A 16,958-nucleotide genomic window follows, 5' to 3' on the forward strand; every position below is an offset into this window, starting at 1 on the left:
CTTGGCTGGGGCGGATGGATTCGAACCATCGCATGCCGGTACCAAAAACCGGTGCCTTACCGCTTGGCTACGCCCCAGCAGAGGGAGGCCCCTTAGGCTGCACGAGCGGCCGTGAAAAGGGGGATTTGTGCAGGTTGCTATGCGCTTCGTTCAGTCGACATAGCTGATCCAGCCATGCTCGTCGGGCGCGTGGCCGAACTGGATGTCGACCAGCGCCTTGCGCAGCCGCGCCGTCGTCTGGCCCATGCCGCCGCTGCCGATCGTAAAGCTGCCATCGTCCATCGACATGCTGGCGATCGGCGCGACGACGGCGGCGGTGCCGCAAGCGAAAGCTTCAACCAGCCGACCGCTTTCGGCATCGGCGCGCGCCTGATCGATCGCATAAGGTTCCTCGCGCACCGCAAGCCCGTGCGCGCGCGCCAGCTTGATGATCGTGTCGCGCGTGATGCCGGGCAGGATCGTGCCGGTGAGCGGCGGGGTGAGCAGCGAACCGTCATCGAACACGAAGAAGATGTTCATGCCGCCTAGTTCCTCGATCCAGCGGCGCTCGACCGCATCGAGGAAGAGCACCTGGTCGAAGCCGCGCTTGGTCGCGTCACCCAGCGCGATCAGGCTGGCGGCATAATTGCCGCCACACTTGGCCGCCCCCGTGCCGCCGGGCGCTGCGCGGGTATAGTCCTTCGATACCCAGAGCGAGACGCCCCTGGTCTCGCCCTTGAAATAGTCGCCGACCGCCGAGGCGATCACGCCGAAGATATAATCGGTCGAGGGTTTCACCCCCAGAAACACCTCGGTCGCGATCTGGAAGGGGCGGAGGTAAATGGTCCCGCCCGGCACGCTCGGCATCCAGTCGCGGTCGATCGCGACGATGCGACGCACCGCTTCCAGGAAGATCGGCGGCAGCACCGGCGCCATCGCCATCCGCCCCGCCGAGGCGACGAGGCGCGCGGCATTGGCGTCGGCGCGGAACAGCGCGATACGCCCGTCGGGATGGCGATAGGCCTTCAGCCCTTCGAAAATCTCCTGCGCGTAATGCAGCACCGCTGCTGACGGATCGAGCGCGAAGGTGCCGCGCGGGCCGATCTGCGCGTCATACCAGCCCTTGCCCTCGCTGTAGCGGACCACTGCCATATGATCGGTGAACACCTTGCCGAAGCCGGGATCAGCGATGCGCGCGGCGCGCTCGGCCGGCGTCACCGGGTTGGGGTGCGGGAGAGTCGTGAAGTCGATCATCGGGCTGGCGTCGCTTGGCGATAACATGGTCGCGGTCATGGCGGTGAAGTCCTGAAAAAGCGAGTGCCAAAAATCGTTGATCGCTCCTATGGAAGGCGGCAAGAAGGTCAAGATGCCTGCCCAATCCCCTCTCGCCTCGCCGCTGTTTCTCCGCGAATCCGAAGTGCGGCGCGGCATGGAGCTGCTCTATTTCGGCTATAGCCAGCTGACGCGATCAGCCGACGAGATGCTGGCGCAGCAGGGCCTGGGCCGCGCGCACCACCGCGCGCTCTATTTCATCGCACGCCAGCCCGACCTTACCGTGACGCAGTTGCTGAGCCTGTTGTCGATCACCAAGCAATCGCTGGGCCGCGTGCTCAACGAGCTTGGCGAGCGCGGGCTGATCGAGACGCGCCAGGGCGAGCGCGACCGGCGCCAGCGGCTGCTCCGCTTATCCGACGACGGCCGGGCGCTCGAATCGGCGCTATTCGATCAGGTCCGCGGCCAGTTGGCCGAAGCGTATAAAAGCGCGGGGCAAAATGCCGTCGGCGGCTTCTGGGCGGTGCTCGAAGCGCTGATCCCCGAGGATGAGCGGGCGCGAGTGTTCGCGCTGCGGCAGTAGCGGACGGGCCAAAAATGGCGGGATTCCGGACGATTTTTTAAGTCATTCTAAGAACAAGATTTTTCCGCGAATGTTCCCGAATGTTCCCACTCATGCGCTGGTTTCCAACTGCGGATTTTGACCCTGCAAAACAGCAGGGCTGACGAAGCGGCATCGACGATGGCAAAGAGCGCGGCGTCAGCTTAAGCAGCAATCCGGCAGTAGGACAGGCCCCAGGGTTAGCGCGCCGCTTCGGCCAGCTCCCGGCTGCGCCGCGCCGCAGCGGCAATGGTATCGGCGAACAAGCGGTTGAGCACGCCGTCGCTATCGAGCACGTCGAGCCCGGCCTGCGTCGTGCCACCTTTGCTCGCGACGCGATTGGCGAGCGCGCGCGGCGCCTCGCCGGTCGCCGCTGCCAGCGCGGCCGATCCCTCGACCGTCGCGACCGCCAGCCGCAGCGCCTGATCCGCCGGCAAACCGACGCGCGTGCCGGCCGCCGCCATCGCCTCGACGATGCGCAGCACAAACCCGGGACCTGATCCGGCCAGCGCGGTCACCGCGTGAAACTGGCTTTCCTCGGCGAGCCACTCGACCGTGCCGAGCGGCTTTGCGAGCGCTTCGACGCCGGCGCGCTGGCTGTCATCAAGGCTGTCGCTCCACAGGGTGACGACGCCATGGCCGATCAACACCGGCAGATTGGGCATCGCGCGGACGACGTGGGTCACCCCCAATCGAGCGCGCAACGTCGCTGCCTCGACGCCGGCGAGGATCGACAGCAACAGCGGTGGCGCGCCTTGCCAGGCCGCCAGATCGGCGACGACGGCATCGAGCTGTTGCGGCTTCACCGCCAGCACCGCGAGCGCCGGGGCGGGCTCATGGGGCGCAGCCGACACATGGCGCACCCCCTCCGGCACATCGGCATCGCCCGCCGGATCAATTACCGTCACGCGCGTCGCCGGAATGCCGGCGGCAAGCCAGCGGCGCAGCATCGCGCCGCCCATCGTGCCGCAGCCGATCAGCCAGATGTCGCTGGCGCTCACGCCCTGCCTCCAGTCACGCTTCGCCCTGAGTCTCGATCAGCGCCGCCGCCATCGCTTCCTTGGGGCTCTTGCCGCCCCACATGACGAACTGGAAAACGGGGTAGAAACGCTCGCACTCGTCGATCGCGGTCTCGACGATCAGCTCGGCAGTGGCGAGCGACATGGTCGCGCCTTCCTCGCCCTCGATCATCGCGGCGTGGCGATAGAGCAGGATGCCGGTCGTCGACCACAGCTCGAAATGGCCGATCCAGAGTTGCTCGTTGACCAGCCCGATCGCTTCGTAAATCGCCGTGCGGCGTTCCTCGGTGACGCGAATGTCAGGAAAAGCGAGGAACTGCAGCACGCTGTCTTCATCGCGCCACAGCGCGCGCAGCTCATATTGCGTCCAGCTGCCCTTTACCTTGGCGACGACTTCCTCGTCCTGGCGCTCATGATCCCAGCCATGCGCGGCGAAATAGCTTTCGAGCATGTCGATCGGCGCGGCGTCGTCGCGCTCGTCATCATGTTCGCTCAATTTCATCTCGTCATCCCAGATGACCCGCCAAACCGGGCCGCCGCTGCCATGCGTGGCGCCCGGGCGACGCCGCCGCAAGCGCGTTTTAGCGCGATTTCGGTCTGATGTGGCCGAAAATTGTGGAAAAGACCGGGCGTGTCGGCGCTACTTTTTGGTCTTGCGCGGCGCCGGCTCGGCTGTCGCCGACGCGGCCAGCGCCGCTTCAAGTGCTGCGACCCGCGCCTTGAGCGCGTCCCCCTCGTCGCGCGCGGCGGCTGCCATCGCCTTCACTGCATCGAACTCGTCGCGGCTGACGAAATCGAGCCCGCCGATCCATTCCTTGGTACGCTCGCGCGCGGCGGCTTCCGCTTCGCGGCCCATGCCCGCCAGCGTGCCGGCAGCGCCGTTGATGAACTTGGCGAGGTCGTCGAAGAAGCGGTTCTCGGTCTGCATAACGGGCTTTCGAATGGCTCAGCGTGAAGCGATCATCTGGGAACTGACCGATGACGGCACAAGAGTAGCGGCGTTGGGATTGAGCCGGTTGATCTCAGCGGTGAGATAACCCGCAAAGCCGATCCAGGCGAGATACGGCACCATCAGCAGCGCCGCGACGATCCGCACGCGGAAGAACAGGCCCGTCGTCACCAGCGCGAGCACGCCCATCGCGCCGATCGTCACCAGCGACCACACCACCTGATGCGCGCCGAAGAACAGCGGCGTCCAGATGAGGTTGGGTACCAGTTGCACCGCGAACAGGATGAGCGCAGGCGTGCGCAGGCGTGACCCTTGCGCGTTGATCACCTGTGCGAGCGCAAGGCCCATCAGCGCGTAAAGGACCGTCCAGGCGACCGGGAACACCCAATCGGGCGGCAGGTGAGCGGGCTTGACCAGCGCTTGATACCAGGCGTTGTCCGCCCCCACCGGCACGCTGCGCGCCGAGGTGAAGCCGAGCAGCAGCATGAACGGCACCGTCACCACCGCCCAGCGGAAGAACGCCATGCGCAATTGTTGCCTGGATGCGATTTCGCGAACCAACGATTCTACCCCCCGGTAGTATCCGAAACGGACATAACTCTGCCCGTGCCGACCAACCCAGGCTTAGTCAAGGCAGGCTTAGTCATGGATCGTGACGATTCGATGAGTGCCGCGATGCGGCGAGCAGGAATTCGACATTGCCTTCAGGGCCGGTGATCGGGCTGGTGGCGATGCCCTCGACGTGCCAGCCCTGCGCCGCAAACCACGCCGCCGCCGTCGCGCAGACACGATCATGCACCGCGCCATCGCGCACCACGCCGCCCTTGCCGATCTCGTGCCGCCCCGCCTCGAATTGCGGTTTGACGAGGACCAGCACGCGCGCATCCGGGGTCGCGAACTGCAGCGGCACGGCGAGCACCTTGGCAAGGCTGATGAAGCTCGCATCGCAGACGATGAGGTCGACCGGCTCGGGGATATGCGCCGGCGTCAGCGTCCGCGCGCTGGTCTGCTCGTGGACGATCACGCGCGCGTCCTGCCGCAGCTTCCAGGCGAGCTGGTTGGTGCCGCTGTCGACCGCATAGACGCGCGCCGCGCCGCGGCTGAGCAGTACATCGGTAAAGCCCCCCGTCGACGAGCCGACATCGATCGCGATCGCGCTCGTCACGTCCCAGCCGAAATGATCGAGCCCGTGCGCAAGCTTGATGCCGCCGCGCGATACCCAGGGGTGATCGCGCCCGCGCACGTCGATTTGCGCGTCCTCGGCGACGCTTTGCCCTGCTTTATCGATCTTGCGCTCGCCAACGAACACCAGCCCTGCCATGATCAGCGCCCGTGCGCGTGCCCGGCTCTCCGCGAGCCCGCGTTCGACGAGCAATTGATCGATCCGCTGCTTGGCCATCGGCTCCTAAATGACCGTCCTTTCGGATTGCCGCAACCGCGCGGCGGCTCGGCGCAGCGCCTATTGCCTACTAGATTACTAGGAATAACATCGCGACTCACAAGGGGCTGTTCGGCAGCTGCACATAAGCGGCGCCGTAACCGATGGAGACGGTATGAGCAGCTACGCGAATTTGAACGACGATACGCCGGTGGTGCTCACGGTTCCCGGCCTGGGCGGCTCGGGGCCATCGCATTGGCAGACGCTGTGGGAAGAAGCGCGGCTCGATACCAAGCGGGTCGAACTCGGCATGTGGCACACGCCGCATCGCAATGCCTGGGTGACCAAGCTCGACCAGCAAATCCGCCAGTCGCGCGCGCCGGTGATCCTGGCGGCGCACAGCCTGGGCTGCCTGGCAGTGGCATGGTGGGCGGAGCTGACCAACCAGCCTTATGGCTGGCCGGTGGCCGGCGCGCTGCTCGTCGCGCCGCCCGATGTCGACCGGCCCGATGCGCGGCCGGAACTCAAATCCTTCGGCCCGGCGCCCAAGACGCCGCTGCCCTTCCCCTCAATCCTGGTCGCGAGCAGCGACGATCCGTGGATTTCGATCGATCGCGCGCATGATCTGGCGGTCGATTGGGGCTCCCATTTCGTCGATGCCGGGCCGCAGGGACATCTGAACGCCGCGAGCGGCATCGGCTGGTGGCAGGAAGGGCAGGAGTTGCTCGAGCGCGTGCTCGTGGCAGGCGGCGCGGGCCGGCGCCGCGCGCTACCGCCGAGCGAAGCGCGGTCGATCCTGGCGATCAACGCGACGGACGCCGCGCAGACTTATTATCTCGGAAACTGATCGACGGTCAGAGGCGGCGCGGTCAATCGCAATCGGCGCATTTGCCGCGCACTTCGATCACCGGACGTTCGGGCGCGAACCCCGCCGCGCGCGCCGCCGAGCGGACGCTTTCGGCAACCGTGTCATTGTCGAGATGGACGGTCTGGCCGCACGTGTCGCAGACCAGGAAGATGCAGTCGTGCAGGCAATCGGGGTGCGCGTTGGCGACATAGGCATTGCTGCTTTCCACCCGCCGCGCGAGATTGGCGCCGACGAACACGTCGAGAATGCGATAGACGCTGTTGGCGGCAACGCGGCGCCCCTCCGCCTTCGACACCGCCTCGGCAATGTCGTAAGCTGAGGCGGGCTTGTCGAACCCGGCCAGCGCGCGGAAAATCTGCGCGCGCATCGCGGTCCACTGCTCGCCCGATCGCTCGAGCGTCGCCTTCGCCGCCAGCGCCAGATCCGCGCCGGCATGTTCATGATGAGTGTGATGCGCCGCCATGGCGCGGATTTAGGCGCGATGGGGCAGCGCGACAAGCGCTAAGCAACGGCGCCTAGGCCGCGGCGCGACGGTTCAGATCATGCCCCAGCGCCAGAATGGCGACACCGATCAGCGTGAACAGCGTTTCGTTGCCGCCGTCATGCGGCAGCGTCGCTGCCCCCGCCATCGTGCCGAGCCCGAAGGCACCGACCGCGACCGGCATTAGGAAGCCATGCCGCATCGCGCCGTGGATCAGCGCGACCGAGCCGAGCACGACCGCAATGGTCAAGCCCACTTCATGAATGATCGGGTTGAGCAGCAAGCCGCCCGCCGATGCCGCCAGCGCGACGAGCACCGCGCTCGCCAGGCAATGCACCGCGCACAGCCCCGACAAGCCGATCGCCAGCCGATCAAGCCCCAGGTCGCGCAGCCAGCGCGGCGTCCAATCGGGCAGCGTGAGAGTCGCATGATGGTGCATCGCGGCGCCTATGTGGCACGGCGTGCGTCAAGTTACAACATATCATAAGCTATCTACGCCCAATGACCGAATTGGCGCCGGCGCGCCAGTGCGCTATGGGCGCGCGCCATGTTGATGCAACTCGACTCTCAGGCCGACACCCCGGATCGCACCCGCCCCCGCCAGCTCGCTCTCTGGCTGTTGGTCGTCGCGGCGATGATCGTGGCGATCGTCGTGGTCGGTGGCATCACGCGGCTGACCGAGTCGGGCTTGTCGATCACGCAATGGCAGCCGATCAGCGGCGTCATCCCGCCGCTTACCGACGCGCAATGGCAAGCCGAATTCGCGCGCTACCGCGAGATTCCGCAATATCACGCGATCCATGCCAACATCACGCTCAGCGGCTTCAAATACATCTTCTTCTGGGAATATCTGCACCGGCTGCTCGGGCGGCTGATCGGATCGGTGTTCGCGCTGCCGCTGATCTGGTTCGCAGTGCGGCGGCAGATTCCGGCGGGCTATGGCTGGCGGCTGGTAGCGCTGCTCGCGCTGGGCGGGCTGCAAGGCACGTTCGGCTGGCTGATGGTGCGATCAGGCTTGAGCATCCGCACCGAAGTCGCGCCTTTGTGGCTGGCGACGCACTTGATGACTGCGCTGTTCACGCTGGCAGGCGTGGTGTGGACCGCGCTCGACCTGCTCGCGCTCGACCGTGACCGGCGGGCGCGGCCGGCGCGGTTGCGGCCGATTGCCATCATCGCCGGCGCGGCATTGGCGATCCAGCTCTTCTACGGCGCGCTGATGGCAGGCTTGCGCGCCGGCCACGCCGCCAGCGACTGGCCGCTGATGAATGGCCGTTTCTTCCCGACAGAAGTGATCGGCACGCGCCCCTTGGGCAGCTTGCTGGTCGACGATCCGTGGCTGGTCCATTTCATCCATCGCTGGTGGGCCTGGGTCGCGGTGGCGGCACTGCTCGTCCTCGCGGGGGCTGCCCGCAAGGCAGGCGATCGCCGTGCGTCGATCGCTGTCCACACCGCGTTCGGCGTGCAGATCCTGCTCGGCATCGCGACTGTGATGAGCGGCGTCGATATCACGCTCGCCGCGCTGCACCAGCTGACCGGCGCGTTGCTGGTTGTCGCGACCGCATGGGCAGCGCATTCGATCGGGCGGTCGGCGGCTATCGCCAGGGGATGACGCCGCTCGCCGCGATCGTCTTTGCCGGCGTACCCGTCGCTGCCGCCACCGGCATCGCGCCGCCGGTCGACCAGCCGATCCGCTTCACGATCGAGGAAGTGCGGACCGAGAATGGCGTCACGCACCGCTTCTTCGCGCATCGCGTCGTCACCTTTCATGTAACGCCCGACGGTTTTGAGGCCGACATGGTGACGACCGCCGCCTCGGCCGACCCACCGGACCTCGCCGCCACGTTGTTTCTGGCGACGATGGGGCCGATCGGGCAGCAGCCCATCCGGTTTCGACTGGACAGGCTTGGGCATGTGACGGCGATCGCTGATCAGGCACCTTTATGGGCAACGATCACCGGCGCGATCGCCCACGCCGCACAGACGCATGGCGCGGGCACGGCGGGGGTGCAGAACGGCGCCGCCATCGCGGGGGCGCTCGCGGCCATGCCGGCGCCGGCCGTGACCAAATTGCTGTCGATCTCGGCCGAAAACCTTGTGGTGGATCGGGCCGGCATCGCCGTGCTCGGCTCCCGAGCGCTGACCGTGCCGACGTCGATGCCCGGTGGCGGGCATATGGCGCTGAGCGGTGTCGAGACCGTCACGATCAGCGGCGACCGCGCGACGCTTGCCGCCACGGCCGCAGGCGATGCCCAGGAGCCGAGCGCCAAGCACATCGATTACGGCCTGACCCGGGTTGTCGATCGGAGCACCGGATTGCTCGTCAGCCTTACCGAAAAACGGGACATTACCGTTCGCGCCAATGGTGCAACCTCAACGACGACGGCACAGCTCACCATCACCCGCGAATAGCCGGTACTATTATACCCGTTGTGAAACGGGCGGAAATGCTTGACTTGCGCGGCGCCGTGCGTAGAGAGGCGCTCGCTTCGGCTCGCTCGCGGGCCGGCCCGGTCGCCCCTGATGGCGGCCGTTTTCTTTCGAAGTGAGGTCTGGGCCATGAAGGCGCTGATGAAGACCACCAAGTCGGTAAAGCCGGCCGAGGTGGAGAAGAAATGGCATATCGTCGATGCCGATGGGCTGGTCGTCGGCCGCGCCGCGGTCGTGATCGCCAATGTGCTGCGCGGCAAGCACAAGACGAGCTTTACTCCGCATGTCGATTGCGGTGACAATGTCATCGTCATCAACGCCGACAAGATCCGCTTCACCGGCCGCAAGGCCGCGCAGAAGGTCTATTACAAGCACACCGGTTATGCTGGCGGCATCAAGGGCATCACCGCTGCCAAGGTGCTGGAAGGCCGCTTCCCCGAGCGCGTGCTGGAAAAGGCCGTCGAGCGCATGATCCCGCGCGGGCCGCTGGGCCGCCAGCAGATGCGCAACCTGCGCATCTATGCCGGCGCCGAGCATCCGCACGCCGCGCAGAACCCCGAAACTCTCGATATCGCTGGCATGAGCCGCAAGAACAAGGTGGGCGCCTAAATGTCCGATACCCGTCAGTCGCTGGCCGATCTCGGCCAGATCGCCGCCGGCGCGCCTGCGCCTGTCGTTAGCGCGGCCGCAACCGAAGGCGCGCCTGCGCCGACCTATGTCGAACCCACCCCGCTGCGCGAGCAGCAGATCGACAAGCAGGGCCGTGCCTATGCGACCGGCCGCCGCAAGGACGCGGTCGCGCGCGTCTGGCTGAAGCCCGGCACCGGCAAGATCACGATCAACGGTCGCGATCAGGAAATCTATTTCGCGCGTCCGACGCTGCGCCTCGTCATCAACCAGCCGTTCGGCGTCGCCGAGCGCGAGGGTCAGTATGACGTGGTCTGCACCGTCAAGGGCGGCGGGCTTTCGGGCCAGGCCGGCGCGGTCAAGCACGGCATCGCCCAGGCGCTGACGCGTTATGAGCCGGTGCTGCGCACGCCGGTCAAGCATGCCGGCTTCCTCACCCGCGACAGCCGCGCGGTCGAGCGCAAGAAGTACGGCAAGGCCAAGGCCCGCCGCAGCTTCCAGTTCTCGAAGCGTTAACGCGTTAAGCGAGCCTGGAATAGCAGAAGCTATTCCAGGACTCGCAGCGACGGCCGGCGGGAGGGCAGAGCCCTTCCGTCCGACCCCCGCCTTCGCGGGGGCAGGCTCATGGATTTACTCCATGACGTCCGTCGTTCCCAAAGTTTCGTCACGCGAGGGGCGGTCCGGCAACGGGCTGCCCTTTTCGCATGCGGCGGCGGCGGCGCATTTGCGATTTTGCCGGACCCCAAAACCCGTGTACCCCCCGCCTTTGGGGCACGTTGACGACTCGAACGCGGGCGGGCAATGGGCCACTATTGGATCTGAACAGGAGCAGGAAATGTCCTCAGCCAGAATGTCGCGTCTCGGAACCATTGGCCTCGGCGTCGCCGTATCGGCGCTCGCGCTCGCCGCGTGCTCGAAAGAGCCGTCGACCACCGCCAGCAGCAGCGGCAGCCCCAGCGAAATGTCGACCCCGGCCGCGAATGACGCGGCCGCATCGACCGGCGGCAACACCGGTGCAGCCGCCCCGGCAGCGGCCGCCGCGCCCGCAGCGGACAACACCGACACCCTCGACGGCACCAAATATGCCTCGTTCACCGGCGACGCGAAGGCCGGCGAGCAGGTGTTCGTTGCGTGCAAGACCTGCCACGCGATCGACAAGAGCATGATCGGCCCGATGCTGAAGGGCGTTGTCGGCCGCAAGGCGGGCACTGTTGCCGGCTACACCTATTCGGCCGCCAACAAGGGCAGCGGCATCACCTGGACGCCCGAGAAGCTATTCCAGTATCTCGAAGCGCCGCAGCGCGTCGTCCCCGGCACCAAGATGACCTATCCGGGCCTGAAGGAAGCGCAGAAGCGCGCCGACGTGATCGCGTATCTGAAGACCCAGGCGTAAGTCCTTTCAGGACAGCCTGAGGCGAAGATTGGCGGCGGGAGGCTGGTGCTTCCCGCCGCTTTTTATTCGTCATCCCCGCGTAGGCGGGGATCCATTGGCGCGTGCGCTGCCATCGCTGCTTGACCTATCCCGAATGGATTCCCGCCTGCGCGGGAATGACGATTGCGATGAAATCGGGATAACTAATCTCATCGCCGAGCCAAATCGGCGAGGTGCAGCGGCAGCGAGAGGATCAGCGGTAGCGCGATCCATGGCCAGGCCGCGCCAACCAGCGCAGCCCGCACAGCCAGCAGCATCAGCGCCCCCGGCCCGAGCCGCAGGACAACGGCGGTAAGCGTCCAGCCGCCGCGCGTCACCAGCCACAAAGCTTCGGCCAGCATCACCGCCAGCACGATATCGGCCGCGTGGCCGCTCGCGAACAGCCATGCCATCAGCGCCGTCAGCCGAAGGGGTGGTTCAAGTGGACGATCTGCAGGTTGAGATAACCTGCGAAGGTCACCCACAGCAGATACGGCGTCAACAGCGCCGAGGCGAGCATCGAGCGCCGCCAGCTGTAGACGATCAGCGCGCCGACCGAGAGCCATAGCAATGCCACGTCCGCCAATGCCCAATCGGGCCGGTGCAGGCGGAAGAACAGGATGCTCCACAATATGTTGAGAAAGCCGTTGGTCGCGAACAGGCCGATGAACGTGTCGCCTTCGCGCGCCTGGGGCATGGCGCGCCAGCCGGTCACGGCGGCGATCGCGGTGATCGCGAAGATCAGCGTCCAGACGATGCCGTAAGCGCCATCGGGCGGCGCCCAGTGCGGCTTCGCCAGCGAGTCGTACCATGGATCGATCGTCGTCATCGTCGCGCCGACCAACGCCACGGCCGTCGCGGCGAGCGCGGCGATGAACATCGGAAATAGCCAGGCGCGCTTCATCCCGGTCGGCCAACCCTCACCCCGCCACCGGCAGCGCGCATCAGGCGGCGAACCCCAGCAGGTGGCCCATATCCTTCACGAAAACGCGGACATGCGCCATCGGTTTTCGGCGGACGAGGCGCTTGTTCATATAGGCTTCCCAAGTGAGCGCCTGTACATCCTTGTCGGCGCACATCTTGACGAACGCCTCGCGCCGCTTGTCGCTCGAATACCAGAAATATTGCAGCATCCGGAGCACCCAGAAAGTGCGGCCATGCTCGCGCATGAAGGTGCGGCGCGCGGTCTTGAGCTCGGCGGCGTTGCCGGTGGCGAGGAAGCGATCGGTGGCCTTCGCCGCCTCGCGCCCGCACGCCATCGCATAGTAAATGCCCTCGCCCGAAGCCGGCGCGACAACGCCCGCCGCGTCACCGCAGACGAGCACGTCGCGACCATTGTCCCAGCGCTTGAGCGGGGTGAGCGGGATCGGCGCGCCCTCGACGCGGACCGTTTCGCATTGGTCGAGCCCGGTGGTCGCGCGCAGCCGGGCGACCGCCTTGCGCAGTTCGAAGCCCTTGTTGGCGCTGCCGACGCCGATGCTGGTATGCGCGCCGTGCGGGAACACCCAGGCGTAGAAATCGGGCGAGAGATCACCCTGATAGATCACATCGCAGCGATGCCCGGCGAACCCGGCTTGCGCCGCGACCGCGCCTTCGGGCGAGGCGACGACTTCGTGATAGGCGAACACGCATTTGACGCGATCGCCGCCCGGAATCGCATCGCGCGCCACGCCCGATCGCGCGCCGTCGGCGCCGATCACGGCGCGGGTGCGGACGCGATATTCATGCCCACCGCGCCCTTCGCGAAAGACGACCAGCGCGGTGCCGTCGGCATCGCGATCGATCCGCTCGAACGTGCCGACGCGGCGTTCCGCCCCTTTGGTCGACGCGCGCGCGCGCAGCCACTCGTCGAACACATCGCGATCGACCATGCCGACGAACCCGCCCGGCGTGCTCGCCGACACCGGCATATCGACGGCGCGGCCAGAGGGCGCGACCATCCGCGCCGCCGTCGCCTTGGCGACCAGCAGCGACTCCGGAATGGCGAAATCGCGGATCAGCCGTGGCGGGATCGCGCCGCCGCACGGCTTGATCCGCCCGGCGCGATCGAGCAGCAGCACGCGCCGCCCCGCCGCCGCGAGATCGGTCGCCGCCGTCGCGCCCGATGGCCCGCCGCCGACCACGACGACATCGAAATCCTGCTCTTGCGTCATAGTGCAAACTCCCGATCCGTCTTGTGCGTCGATGCTCGCCGGGGCGCCGACCAGCCGCTCAATCTCAACGCCAACCCGGCCGCGACAAGGAACAGCAGCGCCTCGCTCGCGAACACCAGGATGAAGGCGCGGCTGGTATCGCCCATTGCCCAGCGCCCGATATCGACGCCGACCGCGCCAACCAGCCCGCCGGCGCCAAACGCGATCGCCTGCGCCGCGCCCCACACGCCCATCCGCATGCCTTCGCGACGCGGCCCAGCGGCGCCCGCCAGCCCCATCATCGCGCCGATCGCGGCAACCGCGAACACCCCATTGGCAAAGCCCAACGCAAAGATATTGCCGGCAAGCGGCCAGCCCGGCCCGACGCGCGCCGCCATTGCCAGCCCGGTCAGCGCGAGCGCCGATCCGATACAGCCGCCGAAAATCCAGCGCCGCATCGCCGCCGCGCTGCCGCCGCCAAAAGCGCTGCCACCGACGCCGGCGAGCACCATGCCGCTCAGCACGCCCATATGCTGCACGCTCGACAGGCCGGTCGACTGGCCCGGCGTATAGCCGAAGCGCAGGCCGGCGAACGGCTCGAGGATCAAGTCCTGCATCGAATAAGCGAACATCGAGAGGAAAACGAACAGGGTGAAGCGACCGGCATCGGGATCGCGCAGCATCTCGCGCACCGCATCGCCGAAGCTGGCCCCGTTGTCCTGGGCCGCGATCGGATCGGTGAAGCTCAGCCCCGGCCGCTCGACGCGCCACACCGCCAGGCAGGAGAGCACGAAGGCGCCCGCGACGATGCCGCCGACGATCAGCGCCAGGCGCGGCAGCGAGAAGGGATCGACCAGCTTGCTGGCGATGCCGGCCGTCACGACAATGCCCATCACCATCATGATCCAGGTGATCGATGCCGCTGCCGCGCGCCGCGCAGGGGCAACCTGTGTCGCCAGTAGCGCCAGCAGAGACGTGCCCGCCGCGCCGACGCCCGCGCCGATCAGCGCATAGGCCAGGATCGACAGCAGCACGCCCGCGACCGGCGCGGCGCGGATGATCGCCAGCGCCTCGACCGCGAGCAGCGCGCCCAGCGCCAGCACGCCCATCCCCGCGACGATCCACGGCGTGCGTCGCCGCCCCTTGTCCGAGCCATGGCCCCAGACTGGGCGCGACAGCTGCACCGCATAATGCCAGGCGACGAGGCCAGCGGGGAGCGCGGCGGGCAGCGCATATTCGACGACCATGATGCGGTTGAGCACCGACGTTGCCAGCATCACCACCGCGCCGATCGCGCTTTGCACCAGCCCCAGCCGGACGATGCTCGGCCAGCCGAGCGGCCTGGGGGCAGGCGCGGGCGCGATCATCCCTGCCCGCTCCAGCCGAGCGCGACCGCGCTCACCATCATGCCCAGCACCGACAGCGAGGTGCCGGTCGCGTTGTACCAGGGCGCATATTGGCACGGATCGCGGAGCAGGCGGCGCATCAGCACGAGCTGCGTGGCGAGCAGCGCAACGATGATCGCCGCCGACACCGGATGTCCCCAGGCGACCAGCAGGCCGATCACCACCAGCTGCGGCACCGCCATCGTCACGCAAGCGATAATGGCCGCGAGGCGAACGCCGAGCATGGCCGGCAGCGAGCGGATGCCCATTGCCTTGTCGCCCTCGATCGCCTTGAAATCGTTGAGCGTCATGATGCCGTGCGCGCCGAAGCTGTAGAGCGCGAGCACCGCCAGATTGCGTGCCGAGGGCCAGCCGCCGAGCATCAGCGCCGCGCCGGTGAACCAGGTCAGCCCTTCATAGGTGATCGCGACCGCGCCGGGGCCCCATAGCCCGCTCATCTTCAGGCGGATCGGCGGCGCGCTGTAAGCCCAGGCGAAGGCGAGCGCGAGCAACGTTGCCCAGCCGACGATCGCGCCCATCGCCATGCCGAAGCCCAGCGACAGCGCCGATCCGGCCAGCGCGATCCACAGCCCCCAATGCCCGGCGATCCGGCCCGACGGGATGGGCCGATCCGGCTCGTTGATCGCATCGACATGGCGATCGAACCAGTCGTTGATTGCCTGGCTGGTGCCGCACACCATCGGCCCGACCAGCACCGCGCCCGCCAGAACCAGCGCCCACCGATCAGCGCGCGCGGTGCCGGACGCCACCACGCCGCAGAGAAACGCCCAGATCGGCGGGAACCATGTAATCGGCTTGAGCAGCTCCAGCACGTCGCGCGGCGCCGGGGGCGCAACCGTCATCGCGGGAGTCGCAGGACGTGCCATTTGTGTAAACTAGACTGGACACCAGAGGGCGTCAAAGAGATTCGGCGATCCTTGGAAAGCCCCTCCCGTTCAGGAAGGGCTAGAGGGTTCTACCCCTCGCCGCCAATCAGATTCCCCAGTCCGTGCCGGTGCATCTTGGAATAGAGGCTCTGCCGGCTCAGCCCCAGGATTTCGGCCGCCGACGCGCGATTGTCCGAGGTGAAGGCAAGCGCCGCCTCGATGCACAGCCGCTCGATCAGGTCCGTCGATTCGCGGACGATGTCCTTCAACGACATTCGCCCAACGAGCTCGGTCAATTGCTCGACCGATCGCGGCATGTCGCGCTGCGCCGGCACGGGTGAACGCAGCCGCCGCCCGACATTGCGGATCGCAAAGCCATAGCAATCGCCCTCGGCGCTCGGCGCGATCACCGCAGAAACCTCGATTTCCTCCTGACCGCCCGCCGCGCCGCGCAGAATGGCGGACACGTTGCGGACGATGCCATGCTCGCGCAGCTGGCCGAGCATCAGGTCCAGATCAATCCCCGGCCGGCCCAACCAATTGCTGAGCGAATCGCCGCGCAGCCGCTCGATCGAGGGCAGTTCGGCGAGATCGGCAAAGGCGCGATTGGCGGTCAGGATGTTGAGATCGCGGTCGGCGAGCACGAAGGCATCGGGCATCCGCTCGATCACGTCGCTGAGCGCTGCGTCATGGACGTGACGCGGATCGGGCACATCGGGCTCGAGGATGCGGACGAGCAGCAGCGCCTCGCGCGCCTGGCGGAACAGCCGCGCCGACAGCCGGACATTGGCGTCGCCATTGGCGAGCTTGATCGCAACCGGCGCGACATCATCGGCGGCTTGTGCGGCGCCGAGATGCGCGACCAATGTCTCGCGATCCCCCGGCGCGGCGATCACGCTTGCCGGCTGGTCGATCAACGCGCCGGCTTTCACCGCCAGCACGCGATGCGCGGCGGGATTGGCTTCGCGGATGCGGCGGCTGACGCCATCGACGATCATCACCGGCTCGGCGGCGAGATCGAACAGCATGCGATAGCGCGCCTCGGCCTGGCGCATCTTGAGATAATCGCGCTCAAGCGATTGCTGCGCTTGCAACAACCGCTGCTGGAGCGCCGCCATGCTGCGCAAATCGCGGCCGATCACCACGATGCGCCCGTCCTCGCCGAGCGGCACCGCCAGATAGCGCACCGGAATGTCGCCACTGTCAGTCGGATGATTGAGCTGGCGCCAGCGCCCGGCTTCGCCCGCCACTGCATCGGCCAGGATTTCGGCGACCTTGGGCCGGCTGTCGACACCGACCGTATCGACCCATGACCGGCCGATCCAGTCGGCAATGCCCGCCCGCGCCAGATCCTCGCTGGTCACCGCAACGTCGCGGATGACGCCGTCGCGATCGAGCACGAAGGCGAGATCACCCGCCGATCCGAGCAGCGCAGCCGTGGCTGATGCCGACAACGCCCCCATGCTGGCGGGATCGCCAAAGGCAATGGCCTGGAAAGGGGCGTGATGCTTATTCATCGGCGATCCGCCGTACCGGAAGTCG

21 protein-coding genes and 1 tRNA gene are annotated in these 16,958 nt (G+C 67.1%); 7 read left to right on the forward strand and 15 right to left on the reverse strand.

Translation table 11 applies throughout. The annotated features are described in order from the left end of the window. Positions 1–2: 2 nt before the first annotated feature. Together ACLB0R_RS11500 and ACLB0R_RS11505 are read right to left on the reverse strand one after the other, a co-directional pair. Positions 3–77, reverse strand: a tRNA-Gln gene (locus ACLB0R_RS11500). 73 nt (positions 78–150) lie between these two features. Continuing rightward, on the reverse strand, positions 151–1,272 hold the full coding sequence (locus ACLB0R_RS11505) for a branched-chain amino acid aminotransferase (protein WP_434953845.1): 1,122 nt from the start codon (positions 1,270–1,272) through the stop codon (positions 151–153). Between the two features lie 73 nt (positions 1,273–1,345). On the opposite strand from ACLB0R_RS11505, the gene ACLB0R_RS11510 reads away from it, so the two are divergent. Beyond that, the gene (locus tag ACLB0R_RS11510) at positions 1,346–1,834 is read left to right on the forward strand and encodes a MarR family winged helix-turn-helix transcriptional regulator (RefSeq protein ID WP_416643550.1); all 489 of its coding nucleotides are present in this window, start codon (positions 1,346–1,348) and stop codon (positions 1,832–1,834) included. Positions 1,835–2,052: 218 nt separating this feature from the next. Here ACLB0R_RS11510 and proC read toward each other — a convergent pair whose 3' ends face one another. The 5 genes from proC to ACLB0R_RS11535 all read right to left on the reverse strand — a co-directional run bounded on the left by proC (position 2,053) and on the right by ACLB0R_RS11535 (position 5,219). Further along, entirely contained in the window at positions 2,053–2,853 is an 801-nt protein-coding gene (proC, locus tag ACLB0R_RS11515) for a pyrroline-5-carboxylate reductase (RefSeq protein WP_416643549.1), read from the reverse strand. 13 nt (positions 2,854–2,866) lie between these two features. Next, positions 2,867–3,373: a YbjN domain-containing protein gene (locus tag ACLB0R_RS11520; protein ID WP_416643548.1), complete on the reverse strand. Its 507-nt coding sequence runs from the start codon at positions 3,371–3,373 to the stop codon at positions 2,867–2,869. A 138-nt stretch (positions 3,374–3,511) separates the two neighbouring features. After that, positions 3,512–3,799 carry an accessory factor UbiK family protein gene (locus tag ACLB0R_RS11525; protein ID WP_416643547.1) on the reverse strand — a complete coding sequence of 96 codons (288 nt, stop codon included), beginning with the start codon at positions 3,797–3,799 and terminating at the stop codon, positions 3,512–3,514. 18 nt (positions 3,800–3,817) lie between these two features. Further along, the gene (locus ACLB0R_RS11530) at positions 3,818–4,345 is read right to left on the reverse strand and encodes a TspO/MBR family protein (RefSeq protein WP_416643546.1); all 528 of its coding nucleotides are present in this window, start codon (positions 4,343–4,345) and stop codon (positions 3,818–3,820) included. Positions 4,346–4,463: 118 nt separating this feature from the next. Further along, positions 4,464–5,219 (reverse strand): TlyA family RNA methyltransferase, encoded by a 756-nt coding sequence (locus ACLB0R_RS11535; protein WP_416643545.1) that lies wholly within the window; start codon positions 5,217–5,219, stop codon positions 4,464–4,466. Between the two features lie 154 nt (positions 5,220–5,373). Here ACLB0R_RS11535 and ACLB0R_RS11540 point away from each other — a divergent pair, with 154 nt between their 5' ends. Then, entirely contained in the window at positions 5,374–6,045 is a 672-nt protein-coding gene (locus tag ACLB0R_RS11540) for an RBBP9/YdeN family alpha/beta hydrolase (RefSeq protein WP_416643544.1), read from the forward strand. Positions 6,046–6,067: 22 nt separating this feature from the next. On the opposite strand, the gene ACLB0R_RS11545 is transcribed toward ACLB0R_RS11540, so the two are convergent. Beyond that, the gene (locus tag ACLB0R_RS11545; RefSeq protein WP_416643543.1) at positions 6,068–6,529 is read right to left on the reverse strand and encodes a Fur family transcriptional regulator; all 462 of its coding nucleotides are present in this window, start codon (positions 6,527–6,529) and stop codon (positions 6,068–6,070) included. Between the two features lie 52 nt (positions 6,530–6,581). Beyond that, the gene (locus ACLB0R_RS11550) at positions 6,582–6,986 is read right to left on the reverse strand and encodes a MerC domain-containing protein (protein WP_416643542.1); all 405 of its coding nucleotides are present in this window, start codon (positions 6,984–6,986) and stop codon (positions 6,582–6,584) included. Between the two features lie 108 nt (positions 6,987–7,094). Here ACLB0R_RS11550 and ACLB0R_RS11555 point away from each other — a divergent pair, with 108 nt between their 5' ends. The 5 genes from ACLB0R_RS11555 to ACLB0R_RS11575 all read left to right on the forward strand — a co-directional run bounded on the left by ACLB0R_RS11555 (position 7,095) and on the right by ACLB0R_RS11575 (position 10,994). Beyond that, positions 7,095–8,156: a COX15/CtaA family protein gene (locus ACLB0R_RS11555; RefSeq protein WP_416643541.1), complete on the forward strand. Its 1,062-nt coding sequence runs from the start codon at positions 7,095–7,097 to the stop codon at positions 8,154–8,156. Continuing rightward, positions 8,108–8,956: a hypothetical protein gene (locus ACLB0R_RS11560; RefSeq protein ID WP_416643540.1), complete on the forward strand. Its 849-nt coding sequence runs from the start codon at positions 8,108–8,110 to the stop codon at positions 8,954–8,956. The genes ACLB0R_RS11555 and ACLB0R_RS11560 overlap by 49 nt, the downstream gene beginning before the upstream one ends. A gap of 147 nt (positions 8,957–9,103) precedes the next feature. Next, positions 9,104–9,583 carry a 50S ribosomal protein L13 gene (rplM, locus tag ACLB0R_RS11565; RefSeq protein ID WP_416643539.1) on the forward strand — a complete coding sequence of 160 codons (480 nt, stop codon included), beginning with the start codon at positions 9,104–9,106 and terminating at the stop codon, positions 9,581–9,583. Continuing rightward, entirely contained in the window at positions 9,584–10,117 is a 534-nt protein-coding gene (gene rpsI / locus ACLB0R_RS11570; protein ID WP_416643538.1) for a 30S ribosomal protein S9, read from the forward strand. 319 nt (positions 10,118–10,436) lie between these two features. Continuing rightward, positions 10,437–10,994, forward strand: coding sequence for a c-type cytochrome (locus ACLB0R_RS11575; protein ID WP_416643537.1), 558 nt, complete (start codon positions 10,437–10,439; stop codon positions 10,992–10,994). A 188-nt stretch (positions 10,995–11,182) separates the two neighbouring features. Here the strand turns inward: ACLB0R_RS11575 and ACLB0R_RS11580 are convergent, their stop codons facing one another. The 6 genes from ACLB0R_RS11580 to ppsR form a co-directional block, all read right to left on the reverse strand. Next, positions 11,183–11,425 carry a hypothetical protein gene (locus tag ACLB0R_RS11580; RefSeq protein WP_416643536.1) on the reverse strand — a complete coding sequence of 81 codons (243 nt, stop codon included), beginning with the start codon at positions 11,423–11,425 and terminating at the stop codon, positions 11,183–11,185. An 8-nt stretch (positions 11,426–11,433) separates the two neighbouring features. After that, a complete protein-coding gene (locus ACLB0R_RS11585) occupies positions 11,434–11,916 on the reverse strand; it encodes a TspO/MBR family protein (RefSeq protein WP_416643535.1) in 483 nt (160 codons plus the stop codon). Between the two features lie 40 nt (positions 11,917–11,956). Continuing rightward, positions 11,957–13,165 carry a geranylgeranyl diphosphate reductase gene (locus ACLB0R_RS11590; protein WP_416643534.1) on the reverse strand — a complete coding sequence of 403 codons (1,209 nt, stop codon included), beginning with the start codon at positions 13,163–13,165 and terminating at the stop codon, positions 11,957–11,959. Beyond that, positions 13,162–14,511: a BCD family MFS transporter gene (locus ACLB0R_RS11595; RefSeq protein ID WP_416643533.1), complete on the reverse strand. Its 1,350-nt coding sequence runs from the start codon at positions 14,509–14,511 to the stop codon at positions 13,162–13,164. Before ACLB0R_RS11595 ends, ACLB0R_RS11590 begins: the two co-directional genes overlap by 4 nt. Next, positions 14,508–15,416, reverse strand: a complete 909-nt coding sequence (chlG, locus tag ACLB0R_RS11600; protein WP_416643532.1) for a chlorophyll synthase ChlG — start codon at positions 15,414–15,416, stop codon at positions 14,508–14,510. Before chlG ends, ACLB0R_RS11595 begins: the two co-directional genes overlap by 4 nt. Positions 15,417–15,505: 89 nt before the next feature. Then, a complete protein-coding gene (ppsR, locus tag ACLB0R_RS11605; RefSeq protein ID WP_416643531.1) occupies positions 15,506–16,933 on the reverse strand; it encodes a transcriptional regulator PpsR in 1,428 nt (475 codons plus the stop codon). Positions 16,934–16,958: the final 25 nt, after the last annotated feature.

The organism is Sphingomonas sp. GlSt437, assembly GCF_048015635.2.
Classification (GTDB): Bacteria; Pseudomonadota; Alphaproteobacteria; order Sphingomonadales; family Sphingomonadaceae; genus Sphingomonas.